22 protein-coding genes are annotated in these 17,783 nt (G+C 68.6%); 16 read left to right on the top strand and 6 right to left on the bottom strand.

Annotated features, from left to right (window positions below; translation table 11 throughout):
- Window positions 1-204: 204 nt before the first annotated feature.
- From ACLARN_RS33265 to ACLARN_RS33230, 8 genes are all read left to right on the top strand, one after another.
- The gene (locus ACLARN_RS33265; protein WP_409495432.1) at window positions 205-2,235 is read left to right on the top strand and encodes a neutral/alkaline ceramidase; all 2,031 of its coding nucleotides are present in this window, start codon (window positions 205-207) and stop codon (window positions 2,233-2,235) included.
- Window positions 2,236-2,252: 17 nt separating this feature from the next.
- A complete protein-coding gene (locus ACLARN_RS33260) occupies window positions 2,253-3,212 on the top strand; it encodes a sphingomyelin phosphodiesterase (RefSeq protein ID WP_409495431.1) in 960 nt (319 codons plus the stop codon).
- Between the two features lie 34 nt (window positions 3,213-3,246).
- Window positions 3,247-4,551, top strand: a complete 1,305-nt coding sequence (locus ACLARN_RS33255) for an MFS transporter (RefSeq protein ID WP_409495430.1) — start codon at window positions 3,247-3,249, stop codon at window positions 4,549-4,551.
- Complete coding sequence (locus ACLARN_RS33250) at window positions 4,548-5,948, top strand: pyridoxal phosphate-dependent decarboxylase family protein (RefSeq protein WP_409495429.1); 1,401 nt, start codon at window positions 4,548-4,550, stop codon at window positions 5,946-5,948. The genes ACLARN_RS33255 and ACLARN_RS33250 overlap by 4 nt, the downstream gene beginning before the upstream one ends.
- Before the next feature lie 75 nt (window positions 5,949-6,023).
- Window positions 6,024-6,455 (top strand): SRPBCC domain-containing protein, encoded by a 432-nt coding sequence (locus ACLARN_RS33245; protein ID WP_409495428.1) that lies wholly within the window; start codon window positions 6,024-6,026, stop codon window positions 6,453-6,455.
- Complete coding sequence (locus tag ACLARN_RS33240) at window positions 6,445-6,777, top strand: ArsR/SmtB family transcription factor (protein WP_409495427.1); 333 nt, start codon at window positions 6,445-6,447, stop codon at window positions 6,775-6,777. Before ACLARN_RS33245 ends, ACLARN_RS33240 begins: the two co-directional genes overlap by 11 nt.
- A complete protein-coding gene (locus tag ACLARN_RS33235; protein ID WP_409495426.1) occupies window positions 6,774-7,430 on the top strand; it encodes a DUF899 domain-containing protein in 657 nt (218 codons plus the stop codon). Before ACLARN_RS33240 ends, ACLARN_RS33235 begins: the two co-directional genes overlap by 4 nt.
- Window positions 7,431-7,456: 26 nt before the next feature.
- A complete protein-coding gene (locus tag ACLARN_RS33230) occupies window positions 7,457-7,954 on the top strand; it encodes a DinB family protein (protein ID WP_409495425.1) in 498 nt (165 codons plus the stop codon).
- Between the two features lie 65 nt (window positions 7,955-8,019).
- Here the strand turns inward: ACLARN_RS33230 and ACLARN_RS33225 are convergent, their stop codons facing one another.
- The 4 genes from ACLARN_RS33225 to mrf are packed head-to-tail and all read right to left on the bottom strand — an operon-like array spanning window position 8,020 to window position 10,758.
- Window positions 8,020-9,096, bottom strand: a complete 1,077-nt coding sequence (locus ACLARN_RS33225; RefSeq protein WP_409495424.1) for a GTP-binding protein — start codon at window positions 9,094-9,096, stop codon at window positions 8,020-8,022.
- Window positions 9,093-9,251: a 50S ribosomal protein L32 gene (gene rpmF / locus ACLARN_RS33220; RefSeq protein ID WP_005149940.1), complete on the bottom strand. Its 159-nt coding sequence runs from the start codon at window positions 9,249-9,251 to the stop codon at window positions 9,093-9,095. Before rpmF ends, ACLARN_RS33225 begins: the two co-directional genes overlap by 4 nt.
- The gene (locus ACLARN_RS33215) at window positions 9,251-9,508 is read right to left on the bottom strand and encodes a type B 50S ribosomal protein L31 (protein ID WP_101607577.1); all 258 of its coding nucleotides are present in this window, start codon (window positions 9,506-9,508) and stop codon (window positions 9,251-9,253) included. The genes rpmF and ACLARN_RS33215 overlap by 1 nt, the downstream gene beginning before the upstream one ends.
- Window positions 9,505-10,758: a ribosome hibernation factor-recruiting GTPase MRF gene (gene mrf, locus ACLARN_RS33210; RefSeq protein ID WP_409495423.1), complete on the bottom strand. Its 1,254-nt coding sequence runs from the start codon at window positions 10,756-10,758 to the stop codon at window positions 9,505-9,507. The genes ACLARN_RS33215 and mrf overlap by 4 nt, the downstream gene beginning before the upstream one ends.
- 84 nt (window positions 10,759-10,842) lie before the next feature.
- Here mrf and rpmB point away from each other — a divergent pair, with 84 nt between their 5' ends.
- The 6 genes from rpmB to cobA all read left to right on the top strand — a co-directional run bounded on the left by rpmB (window position 10,843) and on the right by cobA (window position 13,533).
- The gene (gene rpmB, locus ACLARN_RS33205; RefSeq protein WP_005149951.1) at window positions 10,843-11,079 is read left to right on the top strand and encodes a 50S ribosomal protein L28; all 237 of its coding nucleotides are present in this window, start codon (window positions 10,843-10,845) and stop codon (window positions 11,077-11,079) included.
- Entirely contained in the window at window positions 11,079-11,246 is a 168-nt protein-coding gene (rpmG, locus tag ACLARN_RS33200; protein WP_005149953.1) for a 50S ribosomal protein L33, read from the top strand. Before rpmB ends, rpmG begins: the two co-directional genes overlap by 1 nt.
- A complete protein-coding gene (rpsN, locus tag ACLARN_RS33195; RefSeq protein ID WP_409495422.1) occupies window positions 11,246-11,551 on the top strand; it encodes a 30S ribosomal protein S14 in 306 nt (101 codons plus the stop codon). Before rpmG ends, rpsN begins: the two co-directional genes overlap by 1 nt.
- Complete coding sequence (gene rpsR / locus ACLARN_RS33190; protein WP_101607580.1) at window positions 11,545-11,784, top strand: 30S ribosomal protein S18; 240 nt, start codon at window positions 11,545-11,547, stop codon at window positions 11,782-11,784. The genes rpsN and rpsR overlap by 7 nt, the downstream gene beginning before the upstream one ends.
- 63 nt (window positions 11,785-11,847) lie before the next feature.
- Window positions 11,848-12,255 (top strand): ankyrin repeat domain-containing protein, encoded by a 408-nt coding sequence (locus ACLARN_RS33185; protein WP_409495421.1) that lies wholly within the window; start codon window positions 11,848-11,850, stop codon window positions 12,253-12,255.
- 54 nt (window positions 12,256-12,309) lie between these two features.
- Window positions 12,310-13,533 carry a uroporphyrinogen-III C-methyltransferase gene (gene cobA, locus ACLARN_RS33180; protein ID WP_409495420.1) on the top strand — a complete coding sequence of 408 codons (1,224 nt, stop codon included), beginning with the start codon at window positions 12,310-12,312 and terminating at the stop codon, window positions 13,531-13,533.
- Here the strand turns inward: cobA and ACLARN_RS33175 are convergent.
- Both ACLARN_RS33175 and ACLARN_RS33170 read right to left on the bottom strand, forming a co-directional pair.
- On the bottom strand, window positions 13,515-14,063 hold the full coding sequence (locus tag ACLARN_RS33175) for a GNAT family N-acetyltransferase (RefSeq protein ID WP_409495419.1): 549 nt from the start codon (window positions 14,061-14,063) through the stop codon (window positions 13,515-13,517). The genes cobA and ACLARN_RS33175 overlap by 19 nt on opposite strands.
- On the bottom strand, window positions 14,053-14,940 hold the full coding sequence (locus ACLARN_RS33170) for an alpha/beta fold hydrolase (RefSeq protein WP_409495418.1): 888 nt from the start codon (window positions 14,938-14,940) through the stop codon (window positions 14,053-14,055). The genes ACLARN_RS33175 and ACLARN_RS33170 overlap by 11 nt, the downstream gene beginning before the upstream one ends.
- A gap of 118 nt (window positions 14,941-15,058) precedes the next feature.
- Here ACLARN_RS33170 and ACLARN_RS33165 point away from each other — a divergent pair, with 118 nt between their 5' ends.
- The gene (locus tag ACLARN_RS33165; protein ID WP_409495417.1) at window positions 15,059-15,901 is read left to right on the top strand and encodes a crotonase/enoyl-CoA hydratase family protein; all 843 of its coding nucleotides are present in this window, start codon (window positions 15,059-15,061) and stop codon (window positions 15,899-15,901) included.
- A gap of 39 nt (window positions 15,902-15,940) precedes the next feature.
- Window positions 15,941-17,644: an AMP-binding protein gene (locus tag ACLARN_RS33160; protein WP_409495416.1), complete on the top strand. Its 1,704-nt coding sequence runs from the start codon at window positions 15,941-15,943 to the stop codon at window positions 17,642-17,644.
- Window positions 17,645-17,783: the final 139 nt, after the last annotated feature.

Genomic DNA, 17,783 nt, shown 5'->3' with positions numbered 1-17,783 from the left:
GCTCCCCACGCAAGTAGTCGCCTACTTGCGTGGGGAGCCAGGCTCCGGTGCACCCAATGTGGCGTTGGGTGCGTTGGGTGCACCCAACGCCACATTGGGTGCACCCAGCCTCGCTCTCGCGGGTTGCGACGGTGAGCCTCATCACGTAGCGTCCCCGCAACGAACATGAAGTCCGTTCATGTTCGCGGCCGGGAGGTGCTACTCATGGCGGTGAGCCGGAGGCGGGTTCTTGCGGGTGCGGCGGCGTTGCCGGTCGCGGCGGGCGTGCTCGGCGCGCCGAGCGCTCAGGGCGCGCAGGCACAAACGTCCCAGCAGCAAGGTTTCCGTGTCGGTGTAGGCATCTCCGACGTCACCGGTCCGGCGGCCGAGAACGGCATGATGGGCTACTCGATGCCGCAGCAGCAGACCGCGGGCATCCACCTCCGCACCCGGGCGCGAGCCTTCGTGGTCGACGACGGCGCCAAGCGGATCGCGTTCGTGACGGCCGACCTCGGCGCGCTGTTCCAGTCCGTCCATCAGGGCGTGATGCGCAAGCTCAAGGCCGCGTACGGCGACCTCTACACCGAGCAGAACGTGCTCCTCAACGCCACGCACACCCATTCCGCGTGCGGCGGCGATTCCCATTACGCCGCCTACGATCTGGCGATCCTCGGCTTCCAGCAGCAGGTGTACGACGCGCACGTCGACGGGATCTTCGAGGCCATCAGCCGGGCGCACGCGAACCTCGCGCCCGGGTCGATCCGGCTCGGCCGTGCCGAACTGACCAAGGCGAGCGTCAACCGCTCTCGCAAGGCGTTCGACCTGAACCCGCAGGCGGACAAGGACCACTTCCCGCAGGCGATCGACCCGGTCGTCACCGTGCTGCGGTTCAGCCAGAACGGCGTCGACGTCGGCGCGATCAGCTGGTTCGCCACGCACGGAACGTCGATGAGCAACGGCAACCACCTGATCAGCGGCGACAACAAGGGGTACGCCGCCTACGAGTGGGAGCACGACCACGCCGGCGTGCGCTACCTCGACGGGAACCCGCGGTTCGTCGCTGCTTTCCCCCAGACCAACACCGGCGACATGAGCCCGAACCTCAACCTCTCACCGGGGACACCGGAGACGGAGTTCGAGAACACGCGCACCATCGGCGACCTCCAGTTCCGCGCGGCGAAGAGCGCCTTCGACGCGGCCGCCGAAGCCGTGACGGGCGGCGTCGACCACCGGATGTGTTACGTGGACATGTCCGATGTGGCGGTCGACGCGAAGTACACGCCGAACGGGCGGCCGCAGCGCACCTGCACGGCCGCGATCGGGGTGTCGATGCTGGCGGGCAGCCGCGAGGACGGCCCGGGCCTGCCGCTGCCGGAAGGCGTGAAGAACCCGTTCATCGACTGGCTCGGCGGCATCGACGCGCCGATCCCGCAGGCGCTCGCCGACGCGCACGCGCCGAAGGTGATCGCCGTCCCGTTCGGCGCCATGAAGCCGTACCCGTGGACGCCGGAGGTCCTGCCTCTGCAGATCGTCCGGATCGGACAGCTGCACCTCGTGGCCGTGCCCGCCGAACTGACCATCGTCTCCGGACTGCGGCTGCGCCGGACCGTCGCCGCGGAACTGGGCGTCCCACTGGAGAACGTGCTCGTCCAGGGCTACTCCAACGCCTACAGCCAGTACGTCACCACGCCCGAGGAGTACGACTCGCAGCAGTACGAAGGCGCGTCCACCCTCTACGGCCGGTACACACTTCCGGCGTACCAGCAGGAATTCGCCAAGCTCGCCGCCGCGATGAAAGCAGGGAAGGCCGTGCCGCACGGGCCGACGCCACGGGACCTGCGCGGCAAGCTGATCAACTTCCAGCCCGGCGTCGTCTTCGACAGCGCGCCCGCGTTCAAGGCCTTCGGTGACGTCCTGGTCGACGCCAAGAGCACCTACGGCCGTGGCGAGCAGGTCGCCGTCGAGTTCGTCACCGGGCATCCGAAGAACGACCTCCGGCGCGGCGGCACGTTCCTGGAGATCCAGCGGCTGGTGGACGGCAAGTGGGTCCGGCACGCCGACGACGGTGACTGGGACACGGAATACCACTGGGCACGGACTTTCGTCGCCGAATCGAAAGCCGTCGTCCACTGGAAGATCCCCCCGAACGCCCCGATCGGCAAATACCGCGTGGTCCACTTCGGCAACTGGAAGAACGGCTGGAACGGGGCGATCTCCGGGTTCAGCGGGACTTCGCGGACATTCGTCGTCTCCTGACACCGGAAGGGTCTTTCGTGCGGAAGCTCGCCGTACTCGCCATCGCCGCCGCCATGTTCGCCGGAACCGCCGTCCCCGCCCAAGCCGCGGTTTCGGTGAAGGTCATGGCGTTCAACATCTGGCAACTGCCGTGGATCGCCAGCCCGAACACCTCGGACAAGCAGGCGAGGGCTCGCGCGGCGGAGAACGTCATCCGCGCGAACGACGCCGACGTCGTCGTCCTGGACGAGGCGTTCAGCGCCCAGGCGGAGGAAATGCGGAACCGGCTGAAGGACGTCTGGCCGTATCAGACGCCGCTCGTCGGCCAGTACTGCAAGACCTCCGCGGGCTGGAACTCGGTGAACGGGAACTGCTCGAATTCCCCCATCGTGGTCAACGGCGGGGTCACCGTGCTGAGCAAGGCGCCGGTGACCGAACAGCATCAGCTGGTCTTCCGCAATTCCTACTCGGGCACGGCCGATTACCTGTCCAACAAGGGCGCCGCGCTCGCCCGGCTGGTCGTCAACGGGAAACCGCTCTGGATCGCGGGCACCCACATGCAGGCCGACGAAGAGCCGGAGACCCTGCCGAAGGCGCACGAGATCCGGATGGCGCAGCTCGGCGAGATCCGGGACCTGGTCACGAAATACGCGCCCGCGGGCGAGCCGGTCGTCATCGCCGGGGACCTGAACATCGAGTACTGGGCGGGACAGGCGCGCAAGGACGCTCAAGGCCGGACCCAGGTCCAGCAGGGAGAAGCCGCTCTCGGCGGCGTCCTCCGCACGACGGGCGAAGGCGCGTACACCTTCGACGCGGCGACGAACCCGAACGCCGCGAAGTCCGTTCCGGCGACCTACCGTGACTCGCTCGACTACGTCGGAGCCGTGCGTGCGGGCGGCCGCCCACACGCCGCTGTCGGCCCGGTACAACTCGTGCATTACGACGGTGGCACGATTCCCTCCGACCACTACCCGGTGGTGGCCAAGATCCAATACTGAGGCCTTCATCGGGAGAATCGCCTCGAGGAGGATCATGGCAGCCCTGCCAGCACGGACGAGGTATCGCTACTCGCTCGGCTCGTTCGTCACCGGCGCCTTCGGCACGGTTCCCGGCCTGCTCCTCCTGAAGTACCTCACCGACACGATGGGCGTCGCGGCGGGCGTGGCCGGCTTGATCGTCTTCGTTCCCAAAGCGTGGGACGTGCTCTTCAACCCGATCGCGGGCAGGCTGTCGGACGCGGACATGGTCCGCACCGGCAGCCGCCGCCGGTTCCTGCTCTACGGCGGCATCGGCGTCTCGATCCTCTTCGCGGCCCTGTTCGCGCACCCGGGCTTCGGGGCTCCGGTGCCGGACGCGATCTACGTCGTCGTCGTGTTCCTGTTGTGCGCCACCGCGTACGCGTTCTTCCAGGTGCCGTTCAACGCGCTGCCGGCCGAACTGACCGACTCGGCCGAAGAACGCACGAAGCTGACCAGTGTCCGGATCGGTTTCCTCGCGGTCGCCATCCTGATCGCCGGCGGCGGCGCGCCCGCGATCACCGATCTCATCGGCGGCATCGCCGGTTATCGGGTCATGGGCGTGTTCATCGCCGTGATCATCCTGCTGGCGACCCTCGGCGTGTACTTCGGGCTGAAGGACGCTCCCGTCGGCGCGCTGAGGCCGAACACGGTGAGCCCGCGCGAACTGCTCCGGACACTCGCGGGGTGGCGGCCGTTCCGCTGGTTGCTCGGGGTCTACTTCATCCAGGCGCTCGGCATCGGCACGGTGCTGGCCGCGATCCCGTTCTTCGCCGAGCGGATCCTCGGCAGTTCCGGCTACTCGACGGTCCTGTTCGTCGGTTTCGTCGGCCCGGCGCTGCTGACCATGCCGCTGTGGCCGAAACTCGGGGCGAGCCTGGGGAAGCTGGCCGGTTTCCGCATCGCCACCGCCGCGTTCGGCGTCGGCCTGCTGGGCCTTCTCGGTGCCCAGGTGTTCCCGTTCGCGGTCACGATGGTGTTCGTCGCCTTCTGCGGGGTCGGATACGCGGGGATCTCGGTGTTCCCGCTGGCGATCCTGCCGGACCTGATCAGCGATGAGGAGGAGCGGACCGGTGAGACCAGGGCCGGGGTCGCCGCCGGTGTTTGGACGGCGTCGGAGACGCTCGGACTCGCGCTCGGGCCGGGGCTCTGGGGACTGGTGCTCCAGTTCGGCGGCTACCAGTCCAGCCTCGACGCCAACGCCGCGCAGCCGGACAGCGCGCTCACGGCGATCCTGCTCGGCGCGTCGATCCTCCCGGCCGTGCTGATCGTGCTGGGCATCCCGCTGCTGCGGAAGTCCGTGTTGGAGCGCCGGTCGTGACCGCCGAAGACGTCCTGAAGGAGCTGCGGGAACTGCGCGCGGGGGACCTGCCGACGCACGGCGGCCGGACGCTCGCCTATGTCTACGACAGCGGTCTGTCCGAAGTGGACGAACTCGGCGCGGCGGCGCACGCGCTGGCGTCGTCGGCCAACGGCCTGGACCCGACCGCGTTCCCCAGCCTGCTGCGGATGGAGAACGACCTCGTCGGCACCGCCGCGCGGTTGCTCGGGGGCACGGCCGAGACGGTCGGTTCGGTGACTTCGGGCGGCACGGAGTCGTGCCTGCTCGCCGTCCTGGCCGCCCGCGACGCGCATCCCGAAGTGACGTCGCCGAGCATCGTGCTGCCCACGACCGCGCACGCCGCGTTCCACAAAGCGGCGCATTTCTTCGGCGTCCGCGTGGTTTCGGTGCCGGTCGACCCGGTGACCTTCCGCGCCGTTCCCGAGGCGATGGCCGCCGCGGTCGACGACACCACGGTCTTGGTCGTCGCGAGCGCGCCGTCGTACGCGCACGGCGTCCTCGACCCGATCCCGGAGATCGCGGCGCTGCTGGACGGCGTCCGGTTCCATGTGGACGCCTGCATCGGCGGCTGGGTGCTGCCGTACCTGGATCTCGGTCCGTTCGGCTTCGACGTCCCCGGTGTCACCAGCGTCTCGGTGGACCTGCACAAATACGCCTACTGCCCGAAAGGCGTGTCGGTTCTCCTGCACGCCAACGCGGGACTGCGCCGGACGCACTACTTCGCCAGTGCCGACTGGCCCGGCTACACGATGCTGAACACCACGGTGCAGAGCACGCGGTCCGGCGGTCCGCTCGCCGCCGCGTGGGCGGTCGTGCGTCACGTCGGCGACGAGGGTTACGCGAAGCTGGCTTCGGCCGCACGTGAAGCGGCCGTGGAGATCCGCGCCGGAGTCGAGGCGCTGGACGGACTGCGTGTCCTCGGCGACCCGATCTCGACGCTGCTCGCTTTCACCGTGGACACCGGCGCGGGATTCGACCTGTTCACCGTCGCGGATGAGATGCGTGAGCGTGGCTGGTACGTCCAGCCACAGTTCGCCCACGAGTCCTCGCCCGCGAACCTGCACCTGACCGTGACGGCCGCGAACCGGGGCAGTGAAAAGGAATTCCTCGCCGACCTTGCCGCGTCGGTCGAGGCCGCACGGGAGTCCGGGCCCGTCGTCGTCGACCCGCAGGTGGCGGAGTTCGTGGCCGCGCTGGACCCCGCGACGCTGACATCGGAGCAGTTCGCCGGGCTGCTGGCGGCGGCGGGCCTCGGCGGCGGTGCGGGTCTGCCGACCCGGATGGCTGAGATCAACGCACTGTTGGCCACCGCACCCGGCCTGCTGCGCGAACGGCTGTTGCTGGAGTTCCTCGGCGCGCTGTACACGGCTTCCTGAGCCGCCCTTGACGCAATCGGTCGGTTGCTATACAAAGATATGGCAACCGATTGATTGCTACTTGAGGAGGTCGTCGTGGGATTCCCCGACCGCATCGAACGCACTGTCGAGATCGCCCATCCGCCCGCGAAGGTCTGGGCCGCGCTGACCACGGCCGAGGGGCTGGGCACCTGGTTCGGAAACCAGGCGAGTATCGACCTGAGGCCCGGTGGTGACGCCGAGATGAAATGGGACGAGGGGCACAAGGCGACCATGCGCGTCGAGCGCGTCGAGGAGCCGGAGATCTTCGGCTTCACCTGGAACATCTATGGCCTGCCCGACGACGATCCTCGTCGCACCTATGTCGAGTTCACCCTCGAACCGGTCGGCGCGGGCACGCGGCTCACCGTCGTCGAGACCGGCTTCTCCCAGCTTCCGGACGACGCTCACAGCGTCGCGTTCGAAGGGAACACGAAGGGGTGGGCGGCCGAGTTGGGCGAACTGATCGAATACCTCGATGCCGTCTGACATCGAAGCGATCGCCGAACAGGTCTTCGTCGCGCTGGCCGACCCGAGCAGGCGGAGCATCCTCGCCACCCTCGCGTCGACCGGCCCCGCCACGGCGACCGATCTGGCCGAGCGGCTGCCCATCACCCGGCAGGCCATCGCCAAGCACCTCGCCGTGCTCACCGATGCCGGCCTGGTGACCCCGGAACAGGGGGAGCGGCGGCGCGTGCGTTACCTGCTGCGCTCGGCCCCGATGCAGGTCGCCCAGCAGTTCCTCGCCGCGCTCGCCCGCGATTGGGACGGGCCGCTCGCGGCTCTGAAAGACCATCTGGAGAGATCATGAAGATCACCACAGTGTCCCCGGCCGAATGGGAAGAAGCGCGGCTTCGGCTGCTGGTCAAGGAAAAGGAGCTGACCCGCGCCCGTGACGCGCTCGCGGCCGAACGGCGGCGGATGCCGTGGGTCGCGGTCGAGAAGCCGTACGAGTTCGAGGGACCGAACGGGAAAGCGACCCTGCTCGACCTGTTCGAGGGGCGCCGCCAGCTGATCGTCTACCGGGCGTTCTTCGATCCCGGAGTGGAAGGCTTCCCCGACCACGCCTGCCAAGGCTGCTCGCTGGTCGCCGACCAGGTCGCGCACGTCGCGCACTTGAACGCCCGCGACACCACGCTGGCCTTCGTCTCACGCGGATCGCAGCCGGACCTCGCGCGGATGAAGGCCCGGATGGGCTGGACGATGCCCTGGTACACGATCGCCAGTGACTTCGACTTCGACTTCGGGGTCGACGAATGGCACGGCACCAACGCCTTCATCCGCGAAGGCGACCAGGTCTTCCGGACGTACTTCGTCAACAATCGCGGCGATGAGGCGATGGGGAGCACGTGGAGCTACCTCGACATCACCGCACTGGGGCGGCAGGAGGAGTGGGAGGACTCGCCGGAAGGGTATCCGCAGACGCCGCCGTACGAATGGTGGAACTGGCACGATGCCTACTGATTAACTTGTGGCGACAGGAGATTCGGATGGGTTCGTTCGATGTGCCGTTGGACGACGAACGCACACAGCTCGACACGTTCATCGAGGAACATCGCGGCGCCATCGAGATGACTCTCGACGGTCTCACCGAAGAACAGGCCCGCCGACAGCTCGTCACGTCGGCGACGACGTTGCTCGGGCTGCTCAAACATGTGACATGGATGCAGCGGGTGTGGTTCGAGGAGGCCGTCGGCGGCAAGTCCCGCCAGGAGCTCGGCCTGGCCCAGAACCCGGACGAATCGTTCCGGCTCGCCGACGACGACACCGTCGCCTCGATCACGGCCGCCCATCGGGAAGCCTGTGCCACGGCGCGTGCGGTGGTCGCGGACCTGCCACTGGACACGGTCGTGACCGGGCACCGGATGGGGCCGAGGACGCTTCGCTGGGTGTACCTGCAAGTCCTGCGGGAGCTGACCCAGCATTGCGGACACGCCGATATCCTGCGCGAACAGGTCCTCTCCGACCATCCGCAAGTAGTCCTCTAGTTGCGGTAGTTGCACACGCAAGGATCGCAACTAGAGGACTACTTGCGGTCGGGTAGCGACCAACGTCAGTGAGCGTGCACCGCTTCCCAGGCAGGAAAAGGATCCGTCCCACCCGACTCCACAGTGCACAAACAGCCCTCGAGCGAGTCCAGCAGGGCGTCCTTCTCCAGTCCCACCCCGATGAACACGAGTTCCTGGCGCGGCGCGTCCTCGACACCCTGCGGCTCGAACCGGGCGACCGACCCGGCCTGCGACCACAGCCCGGTCACCCCGGGCCGTGAAGCCAGCGAGAAGAACCCCTTCGAGCGCAGGACCGTCCCGAACTCCCCGGAATCGATCCTGCCGACGAAGTCCCACAACCGTTCGGCGTCGAATGCCCGCCCGGAGCGGAAGACCACGCTGGAGATCCCGTACTCCTCGGTCTCCGGGACGTGATCGCCGTTGAGTTCCGCCACCCAGCCGGGTGCTTCCTGCGCCCGCTCGACGTCGTAGCGCCCGGTGCCGAGCAACCGGTCGAGCGGAACCCGGCCGTGCGTCGAGACGACCACCTCCGCCGCCGGATTCAACCGCCGCAGAACCGCCGTCAGCCGTTCGAGGGACGAGGCCGGCACGAGATCCGCCTTGTTGAGCAGGAGGACGTCCGCGAATTCGATCTGGTCCATCAGCAGGTCGCTGACCGTCCGCTCGTCCCCGTCGTACTGGTCCAGCCCGCGTTCGGTCAGCGCGTCCCCGGTCGAGAGTTCCCGCTCGAAGTTCACCGCGTCGACCACGGTCACCATCGTGTCCAGGCGCGCGGAGTCCAGGAAGGAGAACGTCGCCGCCACGGGCATCGGCTCCGAGATCCCGCTGGATTCGATGAGCAGGTAGTCGAACCGGCCGTCCGCGCAGAGTCGCGAGACCTCTTCCAGCAGGTCGTCGCGCAGGGTGCAGCAGATGCACCCGTTGGTCATCTCGACCAGCCGTTCCTCGGTGCGGGACAGGCTGTTCCCGTCCCGAACCAGCGCGGCGTCGATGTTGACCTCGCTCATGTCGTTGACGATCACCGCCACCCGCAGACCCTCGCGGTTGGCGAGGACGTGGTTGAGCACGGTCGTCTTGCCCGCACCGAGGAAGCCGGACAGCACCGTGACCGGCGTCGTCACTCTCCACCCTGATGGAAGTGCTTCATGAGCTTGCGCGGCACCAGTTTCGTCTCGCCGTTCACCTTGATCGGCACCAGATCCGGCACGGCCGCCTTCCACTGCGAACGCCGGGACCGGGTGTTGCTGCGCGACATCTTCCGCTTCGGGACGGCCATTACTTCGCACCTCCGCGACGCCCGTAGCGGCGGTGGAACTTCTCGACCTGACCGGCGCTGTCCATGATCCGCTGGTTGCCGGTCCAGAACGGATGCGACCACGAGCTGATCTCGACGTTCACCACCGGATAGGTGTTGCCGTCGCTCCACTCGATGGTCTGCTCGGACGTGGCTGTCGACCGCGTCAGGAAGGCGTCCCCGGTGGAGAGGTCCTTGAACACCACGGGGTGGTAGTCGGGGTGGATGCCGGGTTTCACTGCGTTTCGTCCTTTCGGTTCGACACGTTCGCGTCGTGTTTCTCGGGGTCGATTTCCGTGTCCTCGCACGGTTCTTCGTGCCATTCGCCGAACGGATCCGGGTAGCGGAGCCATTCCCGCTCCCCGGCGGCGAGTTCCTCGTTGGTCAGCAGTGCCCCGTTCAGGGTGGCTTCGACCTCGTCGGGTGTGGCCTGATCGGTGACGACGACCAGTTCCTGCGCGCGGTCGCCGTACCGCGGGTCCCAGCGCAGGGAGGCGAGCGTGCGGCGTTCGGGGGAGACGTCGGCCCAGTCCGGCCCGCCGGGGGCGGCGAGCCACGGCCCGGCGTGCCCGATGCCGAGCCCGCCGCCCGCGGACTCGATCCACAGCGCCATGTCCGGCTGGCTCGCCACCCAGAGCCGCCCCCGGCTCCGGACGACGCCGTCGAGCAGGACGTCGATCGCGTCGTGGAGGCGCTCCGGGTGGAACGGGCGCTGCGAGGTGAAGGTGAGCAGCCCGATCCCGCAGTCGGAGTGCAACGGCGGTTCGCCGCGCAGCAGCGGCCCGTGCATGTCGGTGACCTCGCCGCGCCGGGCGCCGGCGGGGACGGCGTCGAGCACGGTCTTCCCGTCCACAGCGGACAATTCGACGCGGGGGATCGACGGCGCCACCCGGTCGAGCACCGCCGACGCCTTCGCCGCCGACCAGGCGTCGGCCGCCGCTCCGGCGAGGACGACCAGGTCGGCGAATTCGACCTGTGCCAGCGCGACCTGGGCGACGGTGCGTTCGTCCTCGGGACTGGCTTGCAGGTTCCGTTCGGCCAGGGTGTCGTCGCCGGTGGTGTCGGCCAGCCACTCCGCGCACTCGACGACGGCCAGCACGGCCTTGAGGTCGACGTCCTCGATCACCGGCAGGTCGCCGACCAGGACGTTGTGCAGTGCCCAGCTGACCGGCTCGGGTTCCATGGCCTCGTCGAGCCGGACCACGATCCGCCGGACCCGCGGCATCTGCGAGAGCTTGCGCAGGAGCGGCAGCAGGTCTTCGCGCAGGGTGCACGAGACGCAGCCGTGCGCCAGTTCGAGGACGGTCAGCTGGTCGCGGTCGCCGAGCTGGATCCGCCGTTTGACCACTCCGGAGTGAATCTGCCTCAGGTCGTGGTGCACGACGGCGGTGCCGGGTTCGGCGAGGCGCAGCCGCTCGGCGAGGTCGGCGTTCGGTCCCGGTGCGAGGCCACTGATCAGGACGAGGGGCACGCGCGGGTTTTCGGTCACTGAAGCTCCGGGGCGTCGATTGCGGGCTGGTTCGACTGTGTACAGTAAATGAAAACGACAACCGATATCAACTTGGGAGGGTGTATGTCAGCCGTGTGCCAGGTCACCGGCCGCAAACCGGGCTACGGGAAGCAGGTGTCGCATTCACATCGGCGCACGTCCCGGCGCTGGGAGCCGAACCTCCAGGCCAAGCGGTACTTCGTGCCGAGCGAAGGGCGCTGGGTCCGGCTGCGGGTATCGGTGAAGGGCATGAAGACCATTGACAAGCGGGGGATCGAGGCCGTCGTGGCCGAACTCCGTGCGAAAGGGGTGAAGCTCTGATGGCCAAGAGCACCGACATCCGGCCGATCATCAAGCTCCGCTCGACCGCCGGCACCGGCTACACGTACGTCACGAAGAAGAACCGCCGGAACGACCCGGACCGCATGGTGCTGCGCAAGTACGACCCGGTCGCGCGCAAGCACGTCGAGTTCAAGGAGGAACGCTGATGGCCAAGAAGTCCAAGATCGCCAAGAACGAGCAGCGCAAGGTCGTCGCCGCGCGCTACGTCCAGCGCCGCCGTGAGCTGAAGGCCACCATCGCCTCGCCGTCCACGTCGCCGGAAGAGAAGGCGGCCGCGGTGTCGGCCCTGCAAGCGATGCCCCGGGACGCCAGCGCGACCCGGATCCGCAATCGTGACACCGCCGACGGCCGCCCGCGCGGTTACCTGCGGAAGTTCGGGCTCTCGCGGGTCCGGATGCGGCAGATGGCGCACAACGGCGAACTCCCCGGCGTCACGAAGTCGAGCTGGTGAAGCCGAACCGGGACCGCCCCGTCAAGCGTAAGACGAACCTGTTGCACGCCAACAAGATCACCGAGGTCGATTGGAAGGACGCCGACCTGCTGCGGAAGTTCATCTCCGACCGCGGCAAGATCCGCGCCCGCCGGGTCACCGGTCTGACGCCCCAGCAGCAGAAACAGGTCGCCACGGCGATCAAGAACGCCCGTGAGATGGCCTTGCTGCCCTATCCGAACGCGGGCCGCTAGCCCGCCGGTCCGGGCGGTGCGACACGCCGCCCGGACCGGGGTTCCTGTGGAAGAATCGGCCGCATGACAGAGAACCCCGGACAGACCGAGGAATTCGATCCCGAACTGCTGGCGCTGTGGGCGAAGGTGTTCGGCTTCGCCAGGGCGGGCGCGACGGCCGATCTCGCCGCGTACGTCGACGCGGGCGTCTCGGCGAACCTGACCAACGACCGGGGCGACACGCTGGTCATGCTCGCCGCCTACCACGGTCACGCGGAAACCGTCGCTGCGCTGATCGAGCGTGGCGCCGACCCGAACCGCGAGAACGACAAGGGACAGAGCCCACTGGCCGGCGCGGTGTTCAAGAACGTGCCCGAGGTGGTGAAGGCGCTCCTCGATGGCGGTGCGGACCCGAGGGCGGGGGAGCCGTCGGCGATCGACGCGGCCAGGATGTTCGGCAACACCGAACTGCTGGCGCTGCTGGAGCGCTGAGGCGGTTCTCACTCGGATCGCGGTCCGGGCGGATGGATCCTTACACTGCCCCGCATGGATGACCCGCATTACCTCTCCGGCCTCGACCTGGCAGGCCGTCGTGTCGTGATGATCGGCGGCGGGACGGTCGCCCAGCGCCGTCTGCCCCGGTTGATCGGCGCCGGCGCGCGGGTCGAGCTGGTCTCGCCGCATACGACGCCGTCGGTGAGCGCCATGGCCGACGCCGGGGAGATCGTCTGGCACGAACGCCGCTACGCCGAGGGCGACCTCGCCGACGCCTGGTACGCGCTGGCGTGCACGAACGATCCCGAGGTCAACGCCGCCGTCTGCGCCGAGGCCGAACGCGTGCGGGTGTTCTGCGTCCGCGCCGACGACGGTGACCTCGGCAGCGCGGTCACCCCGGCCTCGGGCAGGCACGGCGGACTGCTGGTCGGTGTCCTCTCCGGTGGCGAGCCGCTGCGGTCGGCCACGGTCCGGGACAGCGTCCTCGACGGTCTCCGCGCCGGCACCGTCGCCGACGGCCGCGTGCCGGACGCGCACGACGAACTTCCCGGTGTCGCACTGGTGGGCGGTGGCCCCGGCGATCCGGAACTGATCACCGTCCGCGGCCGCCGTCTCCTCGCCAGGGCCGACGTCGTCGTCGCCGACCGGCTGGCCCCGCGCGAACTGCTCGACGAACTCGCGCCCCACGTCGAGATCGTCGACGCCGCCAAGATCCCGTACGGCCGCGCCGCCAGCCAGGAAGTGATCAACTCCACCCTGATCGACCGGGCCAAGGCAGGCAAGTTCGTCGTCCGGCTCAAGGGCGGCGACCCGTACCTGTTCGGTCGCGGCTTCGAGGAAGTCCTCGCCTGCGCCGAAGCGGGCATCCCGGTGACGATGGTCCCGGGGATCACCAGCGCGTTCTCCGTACCCGCCGCCGCGGACGTCCCGGTGACCCACCGCGGCGTCGCCCACGAGGTCGTGGTGGTGTCCGGTCACGTCGCGCCGGGTGACGAGAAGTCGCTGGTGGACTGGGATCTACTGGCGAAAATGCGCGGGACGATCGTGCTGATGATGGGCGTCGAACGCCTTCCGCTGTTCACGAAGGCGCTCCTGGAGGGGCGGCCGGGGGACACGCCGGTGGCGATCGTCGAGGACGGCACGATGCGCACGCAGCGGGTTCTCCGCTCCACTTTGGACAGTGTGGTCGAGGACGCCGCGGCGGCCGGGGTGCGGCCGCCCGCGGTGATCGTCTTCGGGCCGGTGGCGGGGCTGGCTCAGCCCGCCGAGATATAGAACCAGTCGGCTCCGTCGTCGCCGGGGGTGTCGAAGTCGCTTGCCCTGATCAGCCCGGCCCGCAGCGCCACCCGCTGCGAGGCGACGTTCTCCGGCCGGACGCGGGCGATCACGACGTCGTCCGGCCGGTGGACGCGCGTCCAGTCCACCGCCGCGGTGGCGGCCTCACTCGCGTATCCGACGCCCCAGGCGGACGGGAAGAAGCGGTAGAAGAGGTTCAACACCGCGTTCCGCCGGAAGCCGACGATCTTCACCCCGCAGAACCCCAGCGGCTCCGGTGCGTCCTGCCGCCGGACCGTCCAGTATCCGAAGCCGTACCGGTCCCACTGGTGCGACCAGCGGAGCAGCAGCAGTTCCGCTTCCTTGCGTGTCTCCACCAGGTCCGACGGGTTGTGCTCGCAGGCCACCGGATCTGTGTGGAGGGCGAAGATCGCGTCGAGGTCTTCGGGCGCGGGACGGCACAGGAGCAGCCGTTCCGTCCGCAGTTCCTCCGCGCCCGAGTCCCGGGTCGGCGTCGGCTCAACGGTCATGGCAGCGCGCGGAGAAGTCGGCGATGGCTTCGGTCAGGCGGCTCGGGTCGAGACGCAGTTCGACCGGGCTGCGGGCCTGGACGAACTCGGCCGCCGGCATGTCCGCGGCCAGCGTGTCGGCGTCACCGAAGGGATGGATCGGGTCGCGTTCGTGCCCGATGACCAGCGCCGGGGTCTCGATCTTCCGCCGGATCGACTTGGGTGGCGCGATCCGGCCGAAGAGCACGCCGTGCAGGAGCGCGGCCATCGGCGCGGGCCGCTGCGAAAGCGTGTCGGTGACGACGTCGACCCACTGGTTGCCGTGCGGGACGAGTTTCGCCGCCAGCGCCACCCCCTGCACCGTCACCGGCAGGAACCGGGCGGCCATCAGCAGCGGCGCGAACGTGATCAGCCCGGAGACGATCGCGTTGTCCAGCACGGGCATCTCGACGATCAGCCCGAGCGCGCGGTCCGGGGCGGCGACGCCGACCTCGAGGGCGACGTTGGCGCCCAGTGACGTCCCGCCGATGACGGCGGAGCCGATGTCCAGGTGGTCGAGGAGCGCGATTGTCTGCTCCGCGAACGCGGGCATCGAGTACAGCCACGACTCGGTGGGCCGGTCCGAGTCACCGTGACCGAGCAGGTCGAGGGTCACGGCCCGGAAACCCGCTCGCGCCAGCTTGCGGGCGAGCGGGGCGTGCATCCGCCGGGTCAGCATGATGCCGTGGGTCAGGACGACCACCCGGTCGCCGGAGCCGAACTCGGTGTAGGCGAGCCGGTGCCCCTCATGGGTGAAGGACCCCGACAGCTCGATCGGCCGGGAGGATCGTTCCCGTCGTCGTCCGGGGGTCGGTACGGGCAGGTCGGCGACCGCGGTGGCGCTGCTGGCCGGGCTCATCTCCCACCGTCCTTCGTCGATCGTCGGTACTCGCCGGTATTACCAGGAAAGCATCTCAGGGGCGGCCGGGCACAGTGGCCATTGGCAGCCTGTCAATCACATGAGTCAAGATGACCTCATGACCGCTACAGCTGACAGTCTTCCCGATCTCGTTTCGCTCAAGGTGGACCTCGACGGGCACGTCGCCGAAGTGACGCTGCTCGGTCCGTCCAAGGGCAACGCGATGGGCCCCGATTTCTGGCGTGAGCTGCCGATCGTCTTCCGCGCGCTCGACGCGGACCCGCAGGTCAGGGCGGTCGTGCTGACCGGCAGCGGCAAGCACTTCTCCTACGGGCTCGATCTTCCCGCGATGATGCCCAGCTGGGGCGAAATGCTCGGCGGGGACGCGCTCGCGGGCCCGCGGTCGAAGTTCCTCGACGAGGTCAAGACCCTCCAGGCGAGCGTGTCCTCGATCGCCGAATGCCGCAAACCGGTCATCGCGGCCATTTCCGGCTGGTGCATCGGCGGCGGTGTCGACGTGATCGCGGCCGCCGACATCCGCCTGGCGAGCGCGGACGCCAAGTTCAGCGTGCGCGAGGTCAAGGTCGCGATCGTGGCCGACCTCGGCAGCCTGCAGCGGCTCGCGCCGATCATCGGCGAGGGACACCTGCGCGAACTCGCCCTCACCGGCAAGGACATCGACGCCGCCCGCGCGGAGAAGATCGGCCTGGTCAACGACGTCTACGCGGATCAGGAGACGCTGCTGGCCGAGGCCCGCAAGATGGCGCTGGAGATCGCGGCCAACCCGCCGCTGGTCGTGCACGGCACCAAGAACGTCCTCTCGGCCAACACCGAACGCCAGGTGGCCGAAGGTCTGCGCTACGTCTCGGCCTGGAACGCCGCGTTCCTGCCGAGCAAGGACCTCGCCGAGGCCGTGCAGGCCTTCCTTGAGCGGCGCGCGCCCGAGTTCAAGGGAGAGTAGAAAGAACCGGCGGCCACCCAGCGGACCAGGAGGACGATAGTGAGCGCTTCGGAGGCACATCGCACGTTCCGCGAGGCGCGGGACTATTTGCAGACCCATCGCGAGGACTACGAGACCGCGTATCGCGACTTCACCTGGCCCCGGCCCGCCGAGTTCAACTGGGCGCTGGACTGGTTCGACGTCGTCGCGGCCGATCCGGCCAATCAGGACCGGTACGCGCTGTGGATCGTCGAAGAGACCGGCATCGAGAACCGCTGGACCTACCCGGAGATGGCGCGCCGGTCCAATCAGGTCGCGAACTGGCTGCGCTCGCTCGGTGTCGCCAGGGGCGACCGGCTGATCCTGATGCTGGGCAACCAGGGCGAGCTGTGGCAGACCATCCTCGCCGCGATCAAACTGGGCGCCGTCATCATCCCGGCCTCGACCCTGCTCGGCCCGGCGGATCTCACCGACCGGGTCGAGCGGGGCGCGGCGAAACACGTGGTGATCCGCTCCGTCGACGCGTACAAGTTCGAGAACGTCGGCGGCGACTACACCCGGATCGCGGTGGGTGAACCGGTCGAGGGCTGGCAGTCCTTCGTGGACGCCTACGAGGAAGCGGACGACTTCACCCCCGACGGCCCGACGGCGGCGGACGACCCGCTCCTGCTGTACTTCACCTCCGGCACGACAGCGAAGCCGAAACTGGTGCAGCACACGCAGGTCTCGTATCCGGTCGGCCATCTGTCCACAATGTACTGGATCGGCCTCGAACCGGGCGACGTCCATCTCAACATCTCCTCGCCAGGCTGGGCGAAGCACGCGTGGAGCAACGTTTTCGCGCCATGGAACGCCGAGGCGACGGTGTTCCTCTACAACTACGCGCGGTTCGACGCGGCTTCCCTGATGGCGCAGATGGAACGCTGCGGCATCACCAGTTTCTGCGCCCCGCCGACGGTGTGGCGGATGCTCATCCAGGCGGACCTGACCGTACTGAAGACGCCGCCGAGCAAGGTCGTCGGCGCGGGCGAACCACTCAATCCCGAAGTGATCGACCAGGTCGAGAAGGCTTGGGGTGTCACGATTCGCGACGGTTTCGGCCAGACGGAGAGCAGCGTCCAGATCGCCAACACCCCCGGACAGGACGTCGTGCCGGGGTCGATGGGCCGCCCGCTGCCCGGCTTCACCGTCGCGCTCGTGGATCCCGTCACCGGTGAACGCGCGCAGGAGGGCGAGATCTGCCTCGACCTCGACAAACGGCCGGTCGGACTGATGACCGGATACGCGGACGACGACGAACGCTCCGCCGCGGCCTTCGCGAACGGCTTCTATCACACCGGGGACGTCGGCTCGGTCGACGAACGCGGCTACATCACCTACGTGGGCCGGACGGACGACGTCTTCAAGGCGTCGGACTACCGGATCTCGCCGTTCGAACTGGAAAGCGTCCTGCTGGAACACGACGCGGTCGCCGAAGCGGCCGTGGTCCCCGCGCCCGACCCCATCCGGCTCGCGGTGCCGAAGGCATACGTCGTCCTCACGAACGGGCACGAGCCCACCGCCGACACCGCGGTGTCCATCCTGGCCTTCTGCCGCGAGCATCTGGCGCCGTACAAACGGATCCGGCGGCTGGAATTCGCGGAGCTGCCCAAGACGATCTCCGGCAAGATCCGCCGGGTCGAGTTGCGAGGACGCGAGAACGACGCGGATGAGCGGCCGGCGGGGGAGTTCCGCGAGGAGGACTTCCCGCAGCTGAAGGGCTGAGGTGTCAACGATGGCGCGTGAAGGCCCCCTTCCCTCGGCTCAGCCGAGGGGTGGATTTCAGGGGTCGTTGCAACACGGGTGATCAACTGGTTTTGGTGAGGAGTTTAGCGAGGCGCTCGGCTGGGGTGTCCCAGTCGAG

The organism is Amycolatopsis sp. cmx-11-12 (assembly GCF_046269425.1).
Lineage (GTDB): Bacteria > Actinomycetota > Actinomycetes > Mycobacteriales > Pseudonocardiaceae > Amycolatopsis.
This window is presented reverse-complemented; position numbering and strand designations above follow the sequence as displayed.

Excerpts from the sequence above, each read along its gene's own strand:
- ACLARN_RS33265 (WP_409495432.1), top strand. The coding sequence starts at position 205 with ATGGCGGTGAGCCGGAGGCGGGTTCTTGCGGGTGCGGCGGCGTTGCCG.
- ACLARN_RS33255 (WP_409495430.1), top strand. The coding sequence starts at position 3,247 with ATGGCAGCCCTGCCAGCACGGACGAGGTATCGCTACTCGCTCGGCTCG.
- ACLARN_RS33240 (WP_409495427.1), top strand. The coding sequence starts at position 6,445 with ATGCCGTCTGACATCGAAGCGATCGCCGAACAGGTCTTCGTCGCGCTG.
- ACLARN_RS33235 (WP_409495426.1), top strand. The coding sequence starts at position 6,774 with ATGAAGATCACCACAGTGTCCCCGGCCGAATGGGAAGAAGCGCGGCTT.
- ACLARN_RS33230 (WP_409495425.1), top strand. The coding sequence starts at position 7,457 with ATGGGTTCGTTCGATGTGCCGTTGGACGACGAACGCACACAGCTCGAC.
- rpmF (WP_005149940.1), bottom strand. The coding sequence starts at position 9,251 with ATGGCCGTCCCGAAGCGGAAGATGTCGCGCAGCAACACCCGGTCCCGG.
- rpmB (WP_005149951.1), top strand. The coding sequence starts at position 10,843 with ATGTCAGCCGTGTGCCAGGTCACCGGCCGCAAACCGGGCTACGGGAAG.
- rpmG (WP_005149953.1), top strand. The coding sequence starts at position 11,079 with ATGGCCAAGAGCACCGACATCCGGCCGATCATCAAGCTCCGCTCGACC.
- rpsN (WP_409495422.1), top strand. The coding sequence starts at position 11,246 with ATGGCCAAGAAGTCCAAGATCGCCAAGAACGAGCAGCGCAAGGTCGTC.
- ACLARN_RS33185 (WP_409495421.1), top strand. The coding sequence starts at position 11,848 with ATGACAGAGAACCCCGGACAGACCGAGGAATTCGATCCCGAACTGCTG.
- cobA (WP_409495420.1), top strand. The coding sequence starts at position 12,310 with ATGGATGACCCGCATTACCTCTCCGGCCTCGACCTGGCAGGCCGTCGT.
- ACLARN_RS33175 (WP_409495419.1), bottom strand. The coding sequence starts at position 14,063 with ATGACCGTTGAGCCGACGCCGACCCGGGACTCGGGCGCGGAGGAACTG.
- ACLARN_RS33170 (WP_409495418.1), bottom strand. The coding sequence starts at position 14,940 with ATGAGCCCGGCCAGCAGCGCCACCGCGGTCGCCGACCTGCCCGTACCG.
- ACLARN_RS33165 (WP_409495417.1), top strand. The coding sequence starts at position 15,059 with ATGACCGCTACAGCTGACAGTCTTCCCGATCTCGTTTCGCTCAAGGTG.